Annotated in this window: 18 protein-coding genes; 10 read left to right on the top strand and 8 right to left on the bottom strand. The window is 66.0% G+C overall.

Going from position 1 to position 18,969, the window contains the following annotated elements:
* The first annotated feature begins 82 nt into the window (after positions 1 to 82).
* From G6N43_RS15335 to G6N43_RS15350, 4 genes are read left to right on the top strand one after another with little or no spacing between them, the layout of a single operon-like run.
* Positions 83 to 1,129 carry a branched-chain amino acid ABC transporter permease gene (locus G6N43_RS15335; RefSeq protein WP_083152873.1) on the top strand — a complete coding sequence of 349 codons (1,047 nt, stop codon included), beginning with the start codon at positions 83 to 85 and terminating at the stop codon, positions 1,127 to 1,129.
* Positions 1,126 to 2,316, top strand: a complete 1,191-nt coding sequence (locus G6N43_RS15340) for a branched-chain amino acid ABC transporter permease (protein ID WP_083152872.1) — start codon at positions 1,126 to 1,128, stop codon at positions 2,314 to 2,316. The genes G6N43_RS15335 and G6N43_RS15340 overlap by 4 nt, the downstream gene beginning before the upstream one ends.
* Positions 2,313 to 3,140 (top strand): ABC transporter ATP-binding protein, encoded by an 828-nt coding sequence (locus G6N43_RS15345; protein ID WP_083152871.1) that lies wholly within the window; start codon positions 2,313 to 2,315, stop codon positions 3,138 to 3,140. Before G6N43_RS15340 ends, G6N43_RS15345 begins: the two co-directional genes overlap by 4 nt.
* Positions 3,124 to 3,879, top strand: coding sequence for an ABC transporter ATP-binding protein (locus G6N43_RS15350; protein ID WP_083152870.1), 756 nt, complete (start codon positions 3,124 to 3,126; stop codon positions 3,877 to 3,879). The genes G6N43_RS15345 and G6N43_RS15350 overlap by 17 nt, the downstream gene beginning before the upstream one ends.
* 80 nt (positions 3,880 to 3,959) lie before the next feature.
* Here G6N43_RS15350 and G6N43_RS15355 read toward each other — a convergent pair whose 3' ends face one another.
* The 3 genes from G6N43_RS15355 to G6N43_RS15365 are packed head-to-tail and all read right to left on the bottom strand — an operon-like array spanning position 3,960 to position 5,843.
* Positions 3,960 to 4,187 carry a DUF167 domain-containing protein gene (locus G6N43_RS15355; RefSeq protein WP_083152869.1) on the bottom strand — a complete coding sequence of 76 codons (228 nt, stop codon included), beginning with the start codon at positions 4,185 to 4,187 and terminating at the stop codon, positions 3,960 to 3,962.
* A gap of 22 nt (positions 4,188 to 4,209) precedes the next feature.
* Positions 4,210 to 5,409 (bottom strand): lipid-transfer protein, encoded by a 1,200-nt coding sequence (locus G6N43_RS15360; RefSeq protein ID WP_083152868.1) that lies wholly within the window; start codon positions 5,407 to 5,409, stop codon positions 4,210 to 4,212.
* On the bottom strand, positions 5,406 to 5,843 hold the full coding sequence (locus G6N43_RS15365) for a Zn-ribbon domain-containing OB-fold protein (protein ID WP_083152867.1): 438 nt from the start codon (positions 5,841 to 5,843) through the stop codon (positions 5,406 to 5,408). Before G6N43_RS15365 ends, G6N43_RS15360 begins: the two co-directional genes overlap by 4 nt.
* Positions 5,844 to 6,062: 219 nt before the next feature.
* On the opposite strand from G6N43_RS15365, the gene G6N43_RS15370 reads away from it, so the two are divergent.
* From G6N43_RS15370 to polA, 3 genes are all read left to right on the top strand, one after another.
* Complete coding sequence (locus tag G6N43_RS15370) at positions 6,063 to 6,443, top strand: hypothetical protein (protein WP_083152866.1); 381 nt, start codon at positions 6,063 to 6,065, stop codon at positions 6,441 to 6,443.
* A gap of 15 nt (positions 6,444 to 6,458) precedes the next feature.
* A complete protein-coding gene (locus G6N43_RS15375; protein ID WP_083152865.1) occupies positions 6,459 to 6,953 on the top strand; it encodes a hypothetical protein in 495 nt (164 codons plus the stop codon).
* A 96-nt stretch (positions 6,954 to 7,049) separates the two neighbouring features.
* Positions 7,050 to 9,710, top strand: a complete 2,661-nt coding sequence (gene polA, locus G6N43_RS15380) for a DNA polymerase I (RefSeq protein ID WP_083152947.1) — start codon at positions 7,050 to 7,052, stop codon at positions 9,708 to 9,710.
* Here the strand turns inward: polA and G6N43_RS15385 are convergent, their stop codons facing one another.
* Both G6N43_RS15385 and G6N43_RS15390 read right to left on the bottom strand, forming a co-directional pair.
* Complete coding sequence (locus G6N43_RS15385) at positions 9,711 to 10,349, bottom strand: LysE family translocator (RefSeq protein ID WP_083152864.1); 639 nt, start codon at positions 10,347 to 10,349, stop codon at positions 9,711 to 9,713. It lies immediately after the preceding gene.
* 30 nt (positions 10,350 to 10,379) lie between these two features.
* The gene (locus tag G6N43_RS15390) at positions 10,380 to 11,549 is read right to left on the bottom strand and encodes a PrsW family intramembrane metalloprotease (RefSeq protein WP_083152863.1); all 1,170 of its coding nucleotides are present in this window, start codon (positions 11,547 to 11,549) and stop codon (positions 10,380 to 10,382) included.
* A gap of 179 nt (positions 11,550 to 11,728) precedes the next feature.
* Here G6N43_RS15390 and rpsA point away from each other — a divergent pair, with 179 nt between their 5' ends.
* Both rpsA and coaE read left to right on the top strand, forming a co-directional pair.
* Positions 11,729 to 13,177: a 30S ribosomal protein S1 gene (gene rpsA, locus G6N43_RS15395; RefSeq protein ID WP_083152862.1), complete on the top strand. Its 1,449-nt coding sequence runs from the start codon at positions 11,729 to 11,731 to the stop codon at positions 13,175 to 13,177.
* Between the two features lie 78 nt (positions 13,178 to 13,255).
* Positions 13,256 to 14,479: a dephospho-CoA kinase gene (gene coaE, locus G6N43_RS15400; RefSeq protein WP_083152861.1), complete on the top strand. Its 1,224-nt coding sequence runs from the start codon at positions 13,256 to 13,258 to the stop codon at positions 14,477 to 14,479.
* A 3-nt stretch (positions 14,480 to 14,482) separates the two neighbouring features.
* On the opposite strand, the gene G6N43_RS15405 is transcribed toward coaE, so the two are convergent.
* Together G6N43_RS15405 and G6N43_RS15410 are read right to left on the bottom strand one after the other, a co-directional pair.
* A complete protein-coding gene (locus tag G6N43_RS15405) occupies positions 14,483 to 15,052 on the bottom strand; it encodes a hypothetical protein (protein ID WP_083152946.1) in 570 nt (189 codons plus the stop codon).
* 97 nt (positions 15,053 to 15,149) lie between these two features.
* A complete protein-coding gene (locus tag G6N43_RS15410) occupies positions 15,150 to 15,659 on the bottom strand; it encodes a ribonuclease FAU-1 family protein (protein ID WP_179968037.1) in 510 nt (169 codons plus the stop codon).
* A 68-nt stretch (positions 15,660 to 15,727) separates the two neighbouring features.
* Here G6N43_RS15410 and uvrB point away from each other — a divergent pair, with 68 nt between their 5' ends.
* Positions 15,728 to 17,878 (top strand): excinuclease ABC subunit UvrB, encoded by a 2,151-nt coding sequence (uvrB, locus tag G6N43_RS15415; protein ID WP_083152859.1) that lies wholly within the window; start codon positions 15,728 to 15,730, stop codon positions 17,876 to 17,878.
* Here uvrB and G6N43_RS15420 read toward each other — a convergent pair whose 3' ends face one another.
* The gene (locus G6N43_RS15420; protein WP_083152858.1) at positions 17,879 to 18,940 is read right to left on the bottom strand and encodes an alpha/beta hydrolase family protein; all 1,062 of its coding nucleotides are present in this window, start codon (positions 18,938 to 18,940) and stop codon (positions 17,879 to 17,881) included.
* Positions 18,941 to 18,969 lie beyond the last annotated feature (29 nt).

The following is an 18,969-nucleotide window of genomic DNA, read 5'->3' on the forward strand; positions in this document are numbered from 1 at the left end:
GAAGCTGGTCGAGACGCGTCCGTGGCCCCTGGCCCGGGCGCGTTCTCGTTAGCACGATGATTTTGCGAGGAGCCGCCGCCGGATGACCAACCCGTGCGTAGATGCTGGGGTCCAGTACGCCTGCCTGGCCGCGAATATCAACTTCAATCTCGACGGTCTGCGAAACGGCTTCTGGCAGTTGACGATCGACGGTCTCTCCTGGGGCGCGATCTACGCACTGGTGGCCGTCGGCTACACCCTGGTGTTCGGTGTCCTGCGGCTGATCAACTTCGCGCATTCCGAGATCTTCATGCTCGGCATGTTCGGCGCCTACTTCTGCCTCGACGTCATCCTGGGCTTCACCCCCAGCGGCAACGCCTATCAGAAGGGCGTCCTGCTGACGGTGGTGTATCTCGGCATCGCAATGCTTTTCGCGATGTTGGTGTCGGGTTCCGCGGCGGTCGGACTCGAGTTCGTCGCCTACCGACCCCTGCGAAAACGGGGGGCGCGCTCGTTGACGTTCCTGATCACAGCGATCGGCATGTCGTTCGTGCTACAGGAATTCGTGCACTTCGTGCTGCCGAAGCTGCTCAAGGGCTACGGCGGCAGCAATGCTCAGCAACCGATCATCCTGATGCAGCCCAAGACTCAGTTCACGATCTTCGGGGCGACGGTCTCCAACGTCACGGTGGTGGTCGTCGTTTCCGCACTGGTCTTCGCGCTGCTCACCGACTTGGCCCTCAACCGGACCAAGTTCGGCCGGGGTATCCGTGCCGTCGCCCAGGACCCCACCACGGCCACCCTGATGGGCGTCTCGCGTGAGCGCATCATCATGACCACGTTCCTGCTCGGTGGCCTGCTCGCAGGGGCGGCCGCGCTGCTGTACACGCTCAAGGTGCCCCAGGGGATCATCTACTCGGGCGGCTTCCTGCTCGGCATCAAGGCGTTCTCGGCGGCGGTGCTCGGCGGCATCGGCAACCTGCGCGGTGCGCTGCTCGGTGGCCTGTTGCTCGGCATCATGGAGAACTACGGACAGACGGTGTTCGGCACCCAGTGGCGTGACGTGGTGGCGTTCGTCCTCCTCGTTCTAGTGCTGCTGATCCGGCCAACCGGAATACTCGGTGAAAGCCTCGGGAAGGCAAGGGCATGAGCGCCAGCGACAAGCCGATGAGTCTGTCGGACAAGCTGTTGGCCCCCGGCGACGGGCTGCGTCGGTGGTGGGACGAACTGTCCCGCGTGCAGAAGTGGGGATTCGGCGTCATCGGATTCGGGTTGTTGGCCCTGCTGCCGCTGTACCCGCCGCCGTTCCTCGACACGCCCAACATCAGCTTCGGCGGCACGATGGCGCAGTTCGCGATGGTCGCGATCATCGCGATAGGCCTCAACGTCGTCGTGGGCCAGACCGGTCTGCTCGACCTCGGGTACGTCGGGTTCTACGCCGTCGGCGCGTACACCGTTGCGCTGCTCACCAGTCCGAACAGTCCGTGGAACAAGCTGGGCCCCACCGGATGGTTCACCGAGAAGTGGGCGTGGCTGGCGTGCGTCCCGCTGGCGATGGCCATCACGGCGCTGAGCGGCCTGATCCTCGGCACGCCGACGCTGCGGCTACGAGGCGACTACCTGGCGATCGTCACGCTGGGATTCGGCGAGATCATCCGGCTGATGGCCGACAACCTCGCCGACATCACCAACGGTCCCCGCGGTCTCAACGAGGTGGCCTATCCGCGGGCGGGCCAGACGGAGCGGTTGCCGGATGGCGTGTTCTCCAGCGGTAATTCGATCGGTGACGCCAACTACGGCACCTGGTGGTTCTGGCTGGGCATCGTGCTGATCGTCGTCATCCTGCTGTTCGTCGGGAACCTTGAGCGCAGCCGTGTCGGACGCGCGTGGGTGGCGATCCGCGAAGACGAGGACGCCGCGGAAGTGATGGGCGTCAACACGTTCAAGTTCAAGCTGTGGGCGTTCGTGATCGGGGCGGCGATCGGCGGGCTGTCCGGTGCGCTGTACGCCGGGCAGGTGCAGTTCGTCGCACCGCCGACGTTCAACATCATCAACTCGATGCTGTTCCTCTGCGCGGTGGTGCTCGGCGGGCAGGGCAACAAACTGGGTGTGGTGTTCGGCGCGTTCATCATCGTCTACCTGCCGAACCGCCTGCTGGGCGTGGAGTTCCTCGGGATCAACCTCGGCGACCTCAAGTACCTGTTCTTCGGGTTGGCGCTCGTGACGCTGATGATCTTCCGGCCGCAGGGCCTGTTCCCGGCACGGCAGCAGCTGCTGGCCTACGGCAAGGCCGCCCGCGAGTTCCTGCGGTCGCCGGAGAAGGAGTCGGCGAAATGAGTATTGAGGAACTGGCGGGCGTCCACCGCGAAATCGAGGCGGCCGAGGGCGAAACGCTCTTGCAGACAAAGGATCTGACGGTCAAGTTCGGCGGCTTGACCGCGCTCGACGGGGTGACGTTCGACATCCGGCGCGGCGAGATCCTCGGCATGATCGGTCCGAACGGCGCGGGAAAGACCACCTGCTTCAACGCCATCACCGGCGTGTACCGGCCCACTTCTGGCACGGTGACGTTCGATGGCGCCCCGCTGGGTCGCATCAAGCGGCATCAGATCACGCGACGCGGCATCGCGCGCACCTTCCAGAACATCCGGCTGTGGGGTGAGATGACCGCGCTGGAGAACGTCATGGTCGGCACCGACGCCCGCCACTTCACGTCGGTGCCGGGGGCATTGGTGCGCACTCCGCGGCATCGGCGCGAGGAGCATTCGGCGATCGAACGTTCCGCGGCGCTTTTGCATTTCGTCGGGATCGCCCATCGCGGCGAGGAGAAGGCGAAGAACCTGTCCTACGGCGATCAGCGGCGGTTGGAGATCGCCCGCGCGCTGGCCACCGAGCCCAAGCTGCTCTGCCTCGACGAGCCCGCCGCGGGCTTCAACCCCCGCGAGAAGGCCGCGCTGATCGAGCTGATCCAGAAGATCCGTGACGACGGCTACACCGTGCTGCTCATCGAGCACGACATGCGACTCGTGATGGGGGTGACCGACCGCATCGTCGTGCTGGAGTTCGGACGAAAGATCGCCGACGGCCTGCCGTCGGAGATCCGCGAGGACCCGAAGGTCATCGCCGCGTATTTGGGGGTGCCCGATGACGACAGCCAGTGAAGACAAGCATGACGACAAGCCGGTATTGCTCGAGGTGCGCGACCTCGTCGTGCAGTACGGGCGGATCCGCGCGCTGCACGGCATCTCGTTGCAGGTGCGTGAAGGCGAGCTGGTGACGCTGCTGGGGTCCAACGGCGCGGGCAAGACGACGACGATGCGCGCGATCTCGGGCCTGCTGCCCGCGACGTCGGGTTCGGTGTGGTTCGAAGGCGCCGACATCTCCAAGGTCAAGGCTCACCATCGCGCGATCCGGGGCCTGGTGCAGGCGCCCGAGGGCCGCGGTGTGTTTCCCGGCATGACGGTGATCGAGAACATCGAAATGGGCTGCTACGGAAGGAAGTTCGCCTCCAAAGCCGAACACAACGAGCGCCTTGACTGGGTACTCGAGACATTCCCGCGGCTCGCCGAACGCCGTACTCAGGTCGGGGGCACCCTATCGGGCGGTGAGCAGCAGATGCTGGCGATCGGCCGCGCGCTGATGGCGCGGCCGCGAGTGCTGCTGCTCGACGAACCGTCGATGGGGCTGGCACCGATGGTGATCTCGCAGATCTTCAAGATCATCGCGGAGATCAATGCACAGGGCACCACGGTGCTGTTGGTGGAACAGAACGCGCAGCAGGCGTTGAGTCGATCCGATCGCGCCTACATCCTGGAGACCGGCGAGGTCACCCGCGAGGGCAATGCGCGAGAACTGTTGGCGGACGACAGCATTCGCGCCGCCTATCTCGGCGTCGCCTGAGTTTCCGTCGTGGCGCCGAGACTACGGTTTGTGACGGAATTCGGCCGGATATCATCAGAAACCGTAGCCTCGGCGCGCGTTTAGTCGACGCGAAACCGCTTGAGTCGCGACGTCGCACCGGACACCAGAGTGACCCGACTGCGCGGCACGCCCAGGTGTTTGGCCAGCAGTTTGACGACGGCGTCGTTCGCCTTACCCTCGACGGCGCGCTCCTGGACGTAGATCGTCAGCTCACCGTTGTCCGCGGACTCGACGAGCGGTCCCTTGCGGCTACCGGGTTTCACCCGAACGACGACTGTCTCGCTCATCTGGCCGTGACACGCGCCTCGGCTAGCGGGCGACGATCACCGAGGAGCCGTGTCCGAATAGTCCTTGGTTGGCGGTGACGCCGACGGTGGCGCCTTCGACCTGTCTGCCGGTGGCTTGGCCTTTGAGTTGCCAGGTGAGTTCGCAGACTTGTGCGATGGCTTGTGCGGGGATGGCTTCGCCGAAGCAGGCCAGCCCGCCGGAGGGGTTGACCGGGATCTTGCCGCCGATGGTGGTGGCGCCGCTGCGCAGCAGGTGTTCAGCCTCGCCTTTTTCGCACAGGCCGAGGTGTTCGTACCAGTCCAGCTCCAGCGCGGTGGACAGGTCGTAGACCTCGGCCAGACTCAGGTCGTCGGGGCCGATCCCGGCCTCGGCGTAGGCGGCGTCGAGGATCTGATCTTTGAACACCCGCTGCGGTGCGGGCACCGCCGCGGTGGAATCGGTGGCGATGTCGGGTAGTTCGGGCAGATGCTGCGGGTACTGCGGGGTTTGCAGGCTGATCGCACGTACCGAGGGCACCCCGTGGACCGAGCCGAGATGCTTTTCGGTGAACGCCTTACTGGCCACGATCAACGCTGCTGCTCCGTCGGAGGTTGCGCAGATGTCGAGCAGCCGAAGCGGATCGGAGACCACCGGGCTGGCCAGCACGTCGGCCACCGAGCTCTCCTTGCGGTAGCGGGCGTTGGGGTTGTTGAGGCCGTGGCGGGCGTTTTTGACCTTCACCTGGGCGAAGTCCTCGAGGGTGGCGCCGTAGAGGTCCATGCGTCGGCGCGCCAGCAGCGCGAAGTACACCGTGTTGGTCGCCCCGATCAGGTGGAAGCGTTGCCAGTCGGGGTCGTTTTTGCGTTCCCCACCCACCGGGGCGAAGAACCCCTTGGGGGTGGTGTCGGCGCCGATGACCAGCGCGACGTCGCACAGCCCGGCCAGGATCTGGGCCCGCGCGGACTGCAGGGCTTGGGATCCGCTGGCGCACGCGGCGTAGCTGGAGGTGACGGGCACGCCGTTCCAGCCCAGCTTTTGGGCGAACGTCGCCCCGGCGACGAATCCGGGATAGCCGTTGCGGATGGTGTCCGCGCCGGCGACGAGTTGGATCTGGCGCCAGTCCAGACCGGCCTCGGCCAGTGCCGCGCGCGCGGCCACCACACCGTATTCGGTGAAGTCGCGGCCCCACTTGCCCCACGGGTGCATCCCCGCACCCAGGATGTAGACCGGTTGCGGGCTCATGAGGCGATCCTCCAGGCGTGCACGACGCGCTCGATGCCCTCGTCGTCGACATACAGCGGCATCGTGGTCAGTTCCATTTCCATGCCGACCTTCAGATCGGCGGCCAGGGTGCCCTCGACGACCTTGCCCAACACGATCAGACCCTCCTCGGCCAACGACACCGCCGCCACGGCGAACGGCTCGAACGGATCCGGTGCGGGGTAGGGAGGTGGTGGGGCATAACGGTTTTCGGTGTAGCTCCACAGCGTTCCGCGCCGCGACAACGGCACCTGTGCCAACTCGTCGCCCACACAGCCCGGATTGGGGCAGTTGTTGGCGCGCGGCGGAAACACGTAGGTCCCACACTGATGACACTTACTACCGATCAAATACGCCGAACCCGACTCATCAGTGGCGAACCACCCCTCGATCGCGGGCTGAGTAGAAGCTGACACGCGGTTAGCGTACCCAGTTCGAGCTCCAAACTGAAACGTGTTCCAGTTTGGGGTGCTTCACCCGGAGTCGCTTCGCGGCGGTCATTTCCCCACGGTGACGACCGTAGCGGGACGAAAATGACGAGGTGGTTCTTGGGATCGGTAGCCACGGCCACGGTCTGTACTGATCAGCACCGGCGACGCCAACGGGGCGGACGCCCGAGAGATCTGGAGACAGCGATGGGGTTTTTCGACAAGGCGAAGCAAGCCGCGCAGCAGGCCAGCCAGGCATTCGCTCCGCCGCAGAACGACGGCCGGGTGCATGTGAAGGGCGCCGGAGGCATGATCGATCCCTCCTTTATGGGTGGGCCGTCGACCCGTTCGGTCGCCAATGACGATCCGATCTGGCAGCCCATCAACGGCATCTCGCTTCAGGACTACGCCGAGCTGGCCCGCGACGCGCAGGCCAGGGGCATCAACGACGAGGCCGGCATGATCACCCTCGCCCAGGAGCGCGGGTGGGATCCCGCCGACACCAAGGCCGCGCTCGACGGATGGGTGCAGCGGATGGGCCAGTCGATGGCCGTCGGCCAGCAGTTCCGCAAGTTCCTCGGCTACTGATCGGGGCTGATCCGGATGCCCAACCCGTTCAAGGACTGGGCGCGAATGTACGGCGCCAACAAGCAGTACTTGGAATCGCAGGGCCGCCCGTCGTCGTTCTTCGGCCAGATCGGGGACATTCCCAACCGCATCCATGAAGCGGCCGATGCCAGCGAGATCGGCATGAAGATGATGCGGCACTCGCAGCTGACGAACGGTGGCGGCCTGCCCGCCACCGTCACCGTCGAAGGTGTGTGGCAGGTCGGGTCCTACCTCAACATGTCGCCGGTGCTGCGGCTGCAGGTGCGGGTGCAGCGGGAGGACGGCGCTCCCGCCTACGGTGCGGTCTTCGATGAGGTCGTGGCCGATATGCACGTCGCACGGATGCAACCGGGCATGACCCTCGCGGTGTACGTCGATCCGCAGAATCCGGTGGATATGGCGATCGACTGGATCCGTACCGGTCAGCTGGGTCCACCGCCGCCGGGTGCCGTCCCGGGTTCCGGGGCGCCCGGGGCACGTCCGATTTAGTGCTCGGCGGCTACAGCGCGTGTCAGCGGCCGTGCATAGAGTAGGGCCGTGACCGCGAGCGCAACGACCGAGAAGGCGACCGAAAAGCCGACATTGATGCTGCTGGACGGCAATTCGTTGGCGTTTCGGGCGTTCTACGCGCTGCCCGCCGAGAACTTCAAGACCCAGGGTGGGCTGACCACCAACGCGGTCTACGGGTTCACCGCGATGCTGATCAACCTGTTGCGCGACGAGCAGCCGACTCATATCGCGGCGGCATTTGACGTATCCCGGCAGACGTTCCGGCTCGAGAAGTACCCGGAGTACAAGGCGGGCCGTTCGGCCACGCCCGACGAGTTTCGCGGGCAGATCGACATCACCAAGGAGGTGCTGAACGCGCTCGGCATCACGGTGCTGGCCGAGCCCGGCTATGAGGCCGACGACGTCATCGCCACGCTGGCGACGCAGGCCGAGAACGAGGGCTACCGGGTGTTGGTGGTCACCGGCGACCGGGACTCCCTGCAGTTGGTCAGTGACGACGTCACGGTGCTCTACCCTCGCAAGGGGGTCAGCGAGCTGACCCGGTTCACGCCCGAAGCCGTGCTGGAGAAGTACGGGCTCACCCCGCAGCAGTACCCCGACTTCGCGGCGCTGCGCGGCGACCCGAGCGACAACCTGCCCGGCATCCCGGGTGTGGGGGAGAAGACGGCCACCAAATGGATCGCCGAGTACGGGTCGTTGCAGGCGCTCGTCGACCAGGTGGACACGGTGAAGGGCAAGGTCGGCGACGCGCTGCGCGCCAACCTGTCCAGCGTCGTGCTCAACCGTGAACTCACCGATCTGGTAAAGGACGTGCCGCTGGCGCAGACGCCCGACACGCTGCGGATGCTGCCGTGGAACCGCGAGCAGATCCACCAACTCTTCGACGACCTCGAATTCCGCGTGCTGCGCGACCGGCTGTTCGACACGCTGGCATCCGCCGACCCCGAGGTGGATCAGGGCTTCGACGTCCGCGGCGGCGCCCTGGTCGAGGGCGAGCTGGCCGGCTGGTTGGCCGAACACGGATCGGGCAAGCGGTTCGGGATGGCCGTCGTCGGTACGCATTTGGCGTTCGACGCCGACGCCACCGCGTTGGCGATCGTCGCCGCCGACGGCGATGGCCGCTACATCGACACTGCGGCCCTGCACCCCGACGACGAGGCCGCACTCGCGAAGTGGCTGGCCGACCCGGAGCAGCCGAAGGCGCTGCACGAGGCCAAGCTCGCGATGCACGACCTCGAAGGGCGCGGCTGGGAGCTCGCCGGTGTCACCTCCGACACCGCCCTGGCCGCCTACCTGGTGCGTCCCGGCCAGCGCAGCTTCGCGCTCGACGACCTGTCGTTGCGGTACCTGAAACGCGAGCTCCGTGCGGATAACCCTGAGCAGCAACAACTTTCGCTGCTCGACGACGGTGAGGGCATCGACGACCAGGCGGTCCAGACGGTCATCCTGCGCGCCAGTGCCGTGATGGACCTCGCCGACGCGCTCGACGAAGAGCTGGCACGCATCGACTCGTTGCCGCTGCTGAACAACATGGAGCTGCCCGTGCAGCGGGCGCTGGCCGAAATGGAGACCGCAGGCATCGCCGTCGACCTGGACCTGCTCTCGGAGCTGCAGAGCGAGTTCGCCGATCAGATTCGCGATGCCGCCGAGTCGGCGTTCAGCGTGATCGGCAAGCAGATCAACCTCGGCTCACCCAAGCAGCTGCAGGTCGTGCTGTTCGACGAACTAGAGATGCCAAAGACCAAGCGCACCAAGACCGGCTACACCACGGACGCCGATGCGCTGCAGTCGCTGTTCGACAAGACCGGACACCCGTTCCTGCAGCACCTGCTCGCCCACCGCGATGCCACCCGGCTCAAGGTCACCGTCGACGGCCTGCTGAACTCGGTGGCCTCCGACGGCCGCATCCACACCACGTTCAACCAGACCATCGCCGCGACGGGCAGGCTCTCGTCGACCGAGCCCAACCTGCAGAACATCCCGATCCGCACCGAGGCCGGCAGGCGCATCCGCGACGCGTTCGTGGTCGGCGAGGGCTACTCCGAACTCATGACGGCCGACTACAGCCAGATCGAGATGCGGATCATGGCGCATCTCTCCCGGGACGAGGGCCTGATCGAAGCGTTCAACACCGGCGAGGACCTGCACTCGTTCGTGGCGTCGCGGGCATTCAGCGTGCCGATCGACGAAGTCACCCCGGAGCTGCGGCGTCGTGTGAAGGCGATGTCGTACGGGTTGGCGTACGGACTCTCCGCGTACGGACTGGCCGCCCAGCTGAAGATCTCCACCGAGGAAGCCAAGGTGCAAATGGAGCAGTACTTCGACCGGTTCGGCGGGGTGCGGGACTATCTGCGCGACGTGGTCGACCAGGCGCGCAAGGACGGTTACACGTCGACGGTGTTCGGCAGGCGCCGCTACCTGCCGGAGCTGGACAGCAGCAACCGCAACGTGCGCGAGGCCGCCGAGCGGGCCGCACTCAACGCGCCGATCCAGGGCAGCGCAGCCGACATCATCAAGATGGCGATGATCAACGTGGATGCGGCGCTCAAAGAGGCGGGTCTGAAATCGCGGATGCTGCTCCAGGTGCACGACGAGCTGCTCTTCGAGGTCGCCGAGGGCGAGCGGGACACGCTCGAGAAGCTGGTCCGCGACAAGATGGGCAACGCGTACCCGCTCGACGTGCCGCTGGAGGTCTCCGTGGGGTACGGCCGCAGCTGGGACGCCGCGGCCCACTAGTCAGCGCGCGTCGGCGGCCAGTCCCAGTCCCAGTGCCATCAACACGGCGCCCATGACGCGTTCGATGCGCCGACGAATGTGTGTGCGGCTCAACACTTCTCGTGCACGCGATGCCGCAAGCACCACACCCGCACACCACGCGGTGTCAATTACCAGTTGAATGACCGCCAGCGCCAGCAGCGTGGGAATCAGCGGGCCGCTGGACGGCAGGAACTGGGGGAGCACCACGATGCCGAACGCCGCCGCCTTCGGGTTGGCGGCGATGGACAGCAGCGCCGCACGGAAGGCGGCCGCAGGGGTTCTGCCCCGGGGTGGCAGCGTCACCGTGATTTCGGCGGGATGCTTCGCGTTGCGCCACGCGCTGATGCCGAGCCAGATCAGGATCGCCGCGCCGACGACGTGCAGCACCAGCGAGAGAGCGCGGTTGGCCATCAGCAGCATCGACAGTCCCGCGCCGCCGGCCAGCGTCCAGCCGAAGATCCCGATCTCGTTGCCGACCACCGCGGCCAGACCGGCCGCACGGCCGTCACGGATCGAGCGGTGCAGGAACAACGCGGTCGCAGGCCCCGGCAGGGCGGCGAGTATCACGCACGCGACCAGGAACGCGGGCATGACGTCGATCAGATGCTGCACCTGCATGCGAGCAGTATCTCCGAGCCGCCAAACGATTTATCGGACCGGCGGCGCGTGAAACCCGGCAAGCCCGGCCAGGGCGGGCGCGGACATGCGGGCGGCGTGCACCGCGTAGGCCTCCTCGGTCTGCATGGCGTAGACCCGCTCGTCTCCGAACCCGCGATCGATGCGGTCGCGGACGAACGCCAGCTCGACCACCTGGGCGGCGAAGTTCTCGACCGCCTTGCGGGCCGGTTTCCCGCCGATGCGGTGGGCGTGTGCGATCGCGAGCTTGCGGTTGCGGATCGAATTCAGCCACGTCGCCTCGCTCGGGGTCACGAGCTGGGCGGCCACCATGCCCGGCAGTTTCTCGGCGACGATCCGCTGCTCTTTCCTGCGGCTCTGAACGGCGAGGATGATCGCGAACACGAACACCGGCACCATCCAGAAGAAGTACACCGCGAAATACGTCTCGGGTCCGATCAGCGACGACCCGTTCCACAGCGCGTGCATGATCACCGCGGCCAGGTAGCCCAGCAGGATGCAGCCGGCCTTCGCCAGCGAGCTGCGCTTGTGCAGGGCGAACCAGACACCGATGCCGAACATCGTCGTGAACAGCGAGTGGGCGAACGGTCCCATGATCAGCCGGACGGCGGCCGTCAGCAGCGAGTCGCCCAGCGACGTGCCGTCGGCGATGTAGAGAATGTCCTCCAACCAGGCGAAACCGGCGCCGACCAGGCCGGCGTACACCAGGCAGTCGGTCAGTGAATTGAGTTCGTGGCGCCGCCGCCCCGTCATCATGAGCAGCAGGAACGCCCCCTTGGCGGCTTCCTCGACGACGGGTGCGCCGACCGCGACGGACACCCAGCTCACGTCCTCCGACACACCCCCGGCGAGCATCGACTCAAGGACCAGACCGATGATCACGGACAGGATCACCGCGACCGACGCGCCCCACAGGAACGCGAAGATCAGCAGTCGAGGCGGTTCGGGTTCCCACCGGTCTAGCCAGATGTAGGCGAACACGACCACGGCCATCGCCACCCCGGACAGCACGAACCCGACCGAGGCGCCGACCGGGTTGAGCGCGGTCAGGCCGATGACGATCAGCCCCGCGATGACGCCCAGCAGGATGAGCACACCCAACGGCGCGCCGACTTTGCGGATCTTGCGCTGAAAAGGTGGGTGAGTGGGCCATGACTGAGGCGGAGGACCGGCGTATGCCACCTAGGCAGGGTAATCAAGGAAGGGGTGGGTTGCGCTGCTACTGGGACCGAGTTTGTCCTGCATGTACCCAGTCGAGTAACCTCTACGGGTACCTGTCTGTGGTTTTTCTATAGGTCTATGGCGGGTAACACCCTTAACAACTGTCCCTACGACCCAACCTGTCCGGAGCAACCCACCACATGCCAAGTCCCTCCGTCACCTCGCCGCAAGTAGCCGTCAACGACATCGGCTCGGCCGAGGACTTTCTCGCCGCCATCGACAAAACCATCAAATACTTCAACGATGGCGACATCGTCGAGGGAACCATCGTCAAGGTTGACCGTGACGAAGTCCTGCTCGACATCGGTTACAAAACCGAAGGCGTCATCCCTTCCCGTGAGCTCTCCATCAAGCACGACGTCGACCCCAACGAGGTCGTCTCCGTGGGCGATGAGGTCGAAGCTCTGGTCCTCACCAAGGAGGACAAGGAAGGCCGCCTGATCCTGTCCAAGAAGCGCGCTCAGTACGAGCGGGCCTGGGGCACCATCGAAGAGCTCAAAGAGAAGGACGAGGCCGTCAAGGGCACCGTCATCGAGGTCGTCAAGGGCGGCCTGATTCTCGACATCGGCCTGCGCGGCTTCCTGCCCGCGTCGTTGGTCGAGATGCGTCGCGTCCGCGATCTGCAGCCGTACATCGGCAAGGAGATCGAGGCCAAGATCATCGAGCTGGACAAGAACCGCAACAACGTGGTGCTGAGCCGCCGCGCCTGGCTGGAGCAGACGCAGTCCGAGGTGCGCAGCGAGTTCCTCAACCAGCTGCAGAAGGGCGCCATCCGCAAGGGCGTCGTCAGCAGCATCGTCAACTTCGGCGCGTTCGTCGATCTCGGTGGTGTCGACGGCCTGGTGCACGTCTCCGAGTTGTCCTGGAAGCACATCGATCATCCGTCCGAGGTCGTGCAGGTGGGCGACGAGGTCACCGTCGAGGTGCTCGACGTCGACATGGACCGCGAGCGGGTTTCGCTGTCGCTCAAGGCGACTCAGGAAGATCCGTGGCGCCACTTCGCCCGCACCCACGCCATCGGCCAGATCGTGCCGGGCAAGGTCACCAAGCTGGTGCCGTTCGGTGCGTTCGTCCGCGTCGAGGAGGGCATCGAGGGCCTGGTGCACATCTCCGAGTTGTCCGAGCGCCACGTCGAGGTCCCGGACCAGGTGGTCCAGGTCGGCGACGACGCGATGGTCAAGGTCATCGACATCGACCTGGAGCGTCGCCGTATCTCGCTGAGCCTCAAGCAGGCCAACGAGGACTACACCGAGGAGTTCGACCCGTCGAAGTACGGCATGGCCGACAGCTACGACGAGCAGGGCAACTACATCTTCCCCGAGGGCTTCGATCCCGAGACCAACGAATGGCTCGAGGGCTTCGAGAAGCAGCGCGAGGAGTGGGAGTCGCGCTACGCCGAGGCGGAGCGCAGGCACAAGATGCACACCGCGCAGATGGAGAAGTTCGCCGCAGCCGAAGCGGCCGAGGCCGCGAAGCCGGCGTCGGCCAACGGTTCGTCGCGCTCCGAGGAGGAGCCCGCGGCGGGTGGTTCGCTGGCCAGCGACGCCCAACTGGCGGCGCTGCGGGAGAAGCTCGCAGGGAACGCCTGATCCTTCAGAACACAACGTGCGCCCCGGCTCGATAGAGCTGGGGCGTTCGTTGTTTTCGGGTACTGACAAACTGGTGCGGTGCTGCGTATAGGCCTGTCCGGCGGTATCGGCGCCGGAAAATCGACGGTGTCCGCGACGTTCAGTGAGCTCGGCGGGATCGTCGTCGACGGTGATGTCATCGCCCGGGAGGTTGTCGAACCGGGGACCGAGGGGTTGGCCAAGCTCGTCGACGCATTCGGGCACGACATCCTGCACGACAGCGGGCCGATGGCCGGAGCGCTGAACCGGCCCGCGCTGGCGGCCATCGCCTTCAGCGACGAGGAGAAACGACAGCTGCTGAACGGCATCGTGCATCCGCTGGTCGCGCACCGCCGGTCGGAACTGATCGCCGCCGCGGCCGAGGACGCCGTGATCGTTGAGGACATTCCGTTGCTTGTCGAGTCTGGGATGGCTCCCATGTTCCCCTTGGTCGTGATCGTCCACGCCGACGAGGACGTCAGGGTGAAGCGGCTGATCGAGCATCGCGGCTTCACCGAGGAGGATGCCAGGGCCCGGATCGCGGCGCAGGCCACCGAGGAGCAGCGCCGCGCCGTGGCCGACGTGTGGCTGGACAACTCGGGCAGCACAGCCGACCTCATCGGCAAGGCCAGGGAGCTATGGCATCAGCGCATCCTGCCGTTCGCCCACAACCTGGACCACGGGCAGCCCGCGCACACCGAGCCGGTGCTCGTGCCCAGCGACCCGTCGTGGCCCGACCAGGCGCGCCGGATCACCGCCCGGCTCAACACCGCGTGCGGTCACCGCGCCGTGCGCATCGACCACATCGGGTCCACGGCGGTTCCCGGGGTGGACGCCAAGGACGTGATCGACATGCAGGTGACGGTCGCCTCGCTCGAGGTGGCCGACGAGCTGTCCGAGGCACTGGTCAACGCGGGCTACGTGCACACGCCAATCACCGCGGATGTGGGTAAGCCCGATGCCCGCAGCACCGTCGCCGCGTTCGATCACACCAACGATGAAGCGTTGTGGCACAAGCGACTGCACTGCTCAGCCGACCCCGGTCGGCCGACCCATGTCCATCTTCGGGTCGACGGATGGCCGGGACAGCAGTTCGCGCTGCTGTTCGTCGACTGGTTGCGGGCCAACCCGTCGGCGCAGGCCGACTACGTCGCGCTGAAACGGCGGGTGGCGGCGCAGGGGCACGTCAACACCGGGGCGTACGCCGATGCCAAGGAGCCGTGGTTCCTCGACGCCTACCGGCGGGCGTGGGAGTGGGCGGACACCACCGGGTGGCGGCCCTAGAGATTAGGCGGCCGGTTGCGTCGCCGCCGCTTCGGAAGCCGCGGTGGACGGTTCGGCAGGTGCGGAGTCGGGTGCCGGAGCAACCGGATTCGGGATGTTCAGCGGGGCGCCGCATTGCAGGGTGCCGTACAGCGGATCGTCCTTGACGCGGAACAACCGCGGCGCGATGAACTGGTCGGCCTGAGCGACGATCTGATCGTCGACCAGGATCTCGCAATGCAGGTTCGATCCGTAGGGCCACCCGATGGACAGCTCCATCCCCGCCAGCTTGGGATCGTCGAGAACGGTGTTCACCTCGAAGGTCTGGCCGGGCAGCATCGTCGGCGTCGCGCTGTTGACGTTGTGATCGTCCTGCTTGTAGGCAACCACCGCGTCACGCGACGTGCCGTCGGCCCGCGCGCGGTAGATCACGTTGTGCAGCACCTGCGGGGGATCCTCGGAGGCGGCGGGGGTCGGCGGCACCTCGGTTTCGCTGCCGGGCTGCGCGAGTGCGGACGCTGGCGACCACAGTGAGCCCGCGCCGACGGCGGCGACGGCGGCGAGAGCAAGCCACCGGCGCTTGGTAGAACTCATGAGAGCCGACTTTACCGGCTTTGCCCACGTCAGAACGACGGAGTCGTCGTCAGCATGAGTAGTCATCACCTGGTCATCGATCAAGATCGAGCAGGCGTTACGTCGCATCCCGCCAGGTCAGAACCACACCGTGACCGGCGAGCCAACGGTCGAGGTCGTAGTCGTGCCGGGACAGTCCCTCGATGGTCGATACGGCGGTCTGAACTGCGTGTTCACCGGTTTCGGGGCTGAGCAACCGGTGCCGGACGGCGGTTAGCAGCTCGTCGACGTCGGCCAGCTCGACCCCGATCCCGTTGCGCACCACCAGGTCGAGGTAGTGATCCTCTGACTGCCACACCGTTTCGCCGGGTGTGTACCGGCCGACGTCGAGGTAGAAGTCCTGGTCGCGTTCATGGCCGGGGTTGAAGTGGAACACGGTGACCCGCAGGCTCAGCTCGGGCAGCAGCCACGACTCCAGGTAATGGAACTGAGCCCGGCCGGGCGCTGGCCGGGCCATGTACAGACCCCACGGCTGGACGGTGTAGACGTCCACGGCCCGCACAATGCCCTTCGGATCGGTATTGGTGCGGGCCAGCAGGTCGAATGTCTCGTGCTTGGGCGGATGAATGAGGACAGCCTACGTCGCTCGGGGCTGTGGAACAGAACATGTCGGTGCGGGGTTCTACCCTGGTGAATATGGCTTTCGCTACCGAACATCCCGTCCTGGCGCACTCGGAGTACCGCCCTGTCGACTCGATCGTGCGCTCCGGGGGCCGGTTCGAGGTGGTCAGCCCGTACGAGCCGGCCGGTGACCAGCCGGCCGCCATCGACGAGCTCGAGCGCCGGATCAAGGCGGGGGAGCACGACGTGGTGCTGCTCGGCGCCACCGGTACCGGTAAGTCGGCGACGACGGCGTGGCTCATCGAACGGGTACAGCGGCCGACGCTGGTGATGGAACCCAACAAGACGCTCGCCGCGCAGATGGCGAACGAGCTACGGGAGATGTTGCCGCACAACGCCGTTGAGTACTTCGTCTCGTATTACGACTACTACCAGCCCGAGGCGTACATCGCGCAGACCGACACCTACATCGAGAAAGACAGCTCGATCAACGACGACGTGGAGCGGCTGCGGCACTCGGCGACGTCCAGCCTGCTGTCCCGGCGTGATGTCGTGGTGGTCGCGTCGGTGTCCTGCATCTACGGTCTGGGCACCCCGCAGTCGTACCTGGACCGGTCGGTGGAGCTGAAGGTCGGTCAAGAGGTCCCGCGTGACGCGTTGCTGCGGCTCCTGGTCGACGTGCAGTACACCCGCAACGACATGGCGTTCACCCGCGGGTCGTTCCGCGTCAGGGGCGACACCGTCGAGATCATCCCGTCATACGAGGAACTGGCGGTGCGCATCGAGTTCTTCGGCGACGAAGTCGAGGAGCTGTACTACCTGCACCCCCTGACGGGTGACGTGGTCCGCAAGGTCGACTCGCTGCGGATCTTCCCGGCCACCCACTACGTCGCGGGACCTGAGCGGATGGCCCACGCGATCTCCACCATCGAGCAGGAACTCGAGGAGCGGCTGGCGGAGCTGGAGGGTCAGGGCAAGCTGCTGGAGGCGCAGCGGCTGCGGATGCGCACCAACTACGACATCGAGATGATGCGCCAGGTCGGGTTCTGCTCGGGCATCGAGAACTACTCGCGGCACATCGACGGCAGGCCTGCCGGCTCGGCACCCGCCACGCTGCTGGACTACTTCCCGGACGACTTCTTGTTGGTCATCGACGAGTCGCACGTGACGGTCCCGCAGATCGGCGGCATGTACGAGGGCGACATCTCCCGCAAGCGAAACCTGGTCGACTTCGGGTTCCGGTTGCCGTCGGCGATCGACAACCGGCCGCTGACGTGGGAGGAGTTCGCCGACCGGATCGGGCAGACGGTGTACCTGTCGGCCACGCCCGGGCCCTACGAGCTGAGCCAGTCCGCGGGCGAGTTCGTCGAGCAGGTGATTCGCCCGACCGGCCTGGTCGACCCGAAGGTCGTCGTGAAACCGACCAAGGGCCAGATCGACGATCTGATCGGGGAGATCCGCATCCGCGCCGAGCGCGACGAACGCGTGCTGGTCACCACCCTGACCAAGAAGATGGCCGAGGACCTGACCGATTACCTGCTCGAGATGGGTATCCGGGTGCGCTATCTGCACTCCGAGGTCGACACGCTGCGCCGCGTCGAGCTGCTGCGGCAGCTGCGGCTCGGTGACTACGACGTCCTCGTCGGCATCAACCTGCTGCGGGAGGGCCTCGACCTGCCGGAGGTGTCGTTGGTCGCGATCCTCGACGCCGACAAGGAAGGCTTCCTGCGGTCACCCCGAAGCCTGATCCAGACCATCGGCCGTGCCGCGCGAAACGTGTCAGGCGAGGTGCACATGTACGCCGACAAGATCACCGACTCGATGAAGGAAGCCATCGACGAGACCGACCGGCGGCGGGCCAAGCAGATCGCCTACAACAAGGAACACGGCATCGATCCAAAGCCGTTGCGCAAGAAGATCGCCGACATTCTCGACCAGGTGTACCGGGAGGCCGACGACGTCGAGGTCGGCGGCTCGGGCCGCAACGCGTCGCGTGGCCGCCGCGCCCAGGGTGAGCCGGGCCGTGCCGTCAGCGCGGGAATCATCGAGGGCCGCGACACCACGAACATGCCTCGCGCCGAGTTGGCCGACCTGATCAAGGATCTGACCGAGCAGATGATGGCCGCGGCCCGCGATCTGCAGTTCGAGTTGGCGGCACGGATCCGCGACGAGATCCACGACCTGAAGAAGGAACTGCGCGGGATGGACGCCGCGGGCCTGAAGTAGTCAGCCGCGCAGGTGGCTGTCGAAGAAGCGGCTTGCGGCGTCGGCGATCTCGCGGTGCAGGGCCGTCCGGTCGACACCCGGTGCGTCGATGCAGGCTTCGGGGAACTCGTCGCGACCGATCTGGTTGCACTCGTTGGTGAAGATCTCGTGGTCGACGTCGCCGGGCAGGATGTTCAGCTCAGATCCGGGAACGTTCTGCGCCGCGAATTCGGCGTTCTCGTCCGGCGGCGTCTGGGTGTCGCGGGCGCCGACGATGAGATAGGTCGGCAACTTCAGTTCGTGCAGCCCGGCCTTGTCCATCCCGAACGCCTGGATGATCCCCGGCGCCATGGCGAAGACCGCCTTGATCCGCGGATCCGCGACGTCGAGCGCGGGAGCGGCGTCGAGCGGTAGTTGATCGCGTAGATGTTGGGGCACCGCCCGGTTGTTCTTCCATCCGCGCTGGAAGTCCAGATACTTCTCGGCGTTGACCCGGGCTCCGCCGATCCACAGCGAGGTGAACCCGCCTTGCGAATGTCCGGATACCCCGATTCGATCCTCGTCGATCAACGTCCCCCAAAAGGCGTCGCCGACAAGGAAATTCGCGGTGAGCGTCAGGTCCTTAGGTCGCTGCCACAGCTTGTTGGCGAGGTAGACGATCGACGAGTCATAGGTGTTCGCGCGGTAGTGGTTCAGCGCGGCGACGATGTAGCCGCGGCTGGCCAGTTCCTGTGCGAACCACGCATACATCAACCCGTTGCTGCCCCGCCCGTGCGAGAACAGGATCAACGGGTGACGTTCGTTGTCCGCGGGCGCCAGGTCGGGATATACCGTCACATCGGTGTAGAACGGCATCGGGAACGGCTCGGCGTCGGCCGGAGCGGCCTCGGCGGGATAGAAGACGTTCAAAGCCAGATGGCGTTCTGTCCCCTCCGTGCCGCGGTCGACGAACTCGACCTGTCGGATGCCGACGGTGCCGGTGGAATCCGGGGCGACGGGATCGGGCTCAGTTCGGGCGTCGCCGTTCTGACTGCAGCCGGCCATCAGGACAGCGACGAGAACGCATGCCAAAGCTCGCAACATATGTTGCAACCTAGCGTCAACCAGGGACT

It is taken from the genome of Mycolicibacterium moriokaense (genome assembly GCF_010726085.1).
GTDB classification, from domain to species: domain Bacteria; phylum Actinomycetota; class Actinomycetes; order Mycobacteriales; family Mycobacteriaceae; genus Mycobacterium; species Mycobacterium moriokaense.